Genomic DNA, 935 nt, shown 5'->3' with positions numbered 1-935 from the left:
GACAAACTTATTATCGGGACGGTTGCCGTCCAATTCGATTGGCAGAACGATGTTATCATAAACATTCAGCACAGGCACCAAATTATACTGCTGGAAGATGAACCCGATATTTCGTCTGCGGAAAATCGTCAGTTCGTCATCGTTCATCGCATAAATATCTTTTCCCCGGATTAAGACCTTCCCTTCAGATGGCCGGTCCAGTCCGCCAAGCAGATGCAGCAGCGTGGATTTCCCGCTTCCTGACGTACCAACCACCGCCGCGAACTCTCCGTCCTGAACTTCCAAATCCACTCCACGAAGCGCCCGAACTGCATTGGACCCTTTGCCGTACTGCTTAATCAGGCCGCTTGCCTGCAATATGGACATTTTATCCTCTCCATTCCTCGGTGTATTTTTATACACGACTCATTATATTGGATAGTTCTTACATTCTCATGACAAAAAACGGCTCCCCTCCTCCTGCCCGGAAGAACGAAGCCGTTTCTAAAAAACCGCACAGCGAACGGCTCGCGTGCGGTCTTAGATGATTTTTTAGCTGCTGAACTGCGTAGTGACGATATCATCAAGCTTGACTTGGTCTTTCTTCAGCGTGCCGGACTGTACCAGATCATCAATCCACGGCTGGAAGAGGTCGGTTGGAAGACCTTTGTCGGTAAAGTAATAGTGGGTGGCATTTACCGGCTGTCCGATATATTCGGCAGTCAGCTTGACGGACTCGTCCGTATTGTGATTAATATAGTCTTGAGCTTTCTTAATGGCATTTACGAAGCGTTGAACAGCCTCCGGGTTCTCCTGGATGAATTTATCGGTAAAGTAATAAACGGAAGCGCCGGATGCGGCACCCAGCCCTGTATCATGGGAGTCGGCGAGCAGGGTCAGCTTGGAATCATTGGCCAGCTTGTAGAAAGGCGGATGAATGCCCGCGATATCCAGGT

Annotated in this window: 2 protein-coding genes; both read right to left on the bottom strand. The window is 49.3% G+C overall.

The window, feature by feature from the left end; all coding sequences use genetic code 11:
- The coding region (locus L691_RS0116520; protein WP_025691547.1) for an ABC transporter ATP-binding protein at positions 1–366 on the bottom strand (366 nt) is incomplete at its 3' end.
- Positions 367–531: 165 nt separating this feature from the next.
- On the bottom strand, positions 532–935 hold a 404-nt coding region (locus L691_RS0116515), incomplete at its 5' end, for an ABC transporter substrate-binding protein (RefSeq protein WP_025691546.1).

This window comes from Paenibacillus zanthoxyli JH29 (assembly GCF_000520715.1).
Lineage (GTDB): Bacteria > Bacillota > Bacilli > Paenibacillales > Paenibacillaceae > Paenibacillus_AQ > Paenibacillus_AQ zanthoxyli.
Note: the sequence above shows the minus strand (reverse complement) of the source record. Positions and strands in the feature narration are given on the sequence as shown.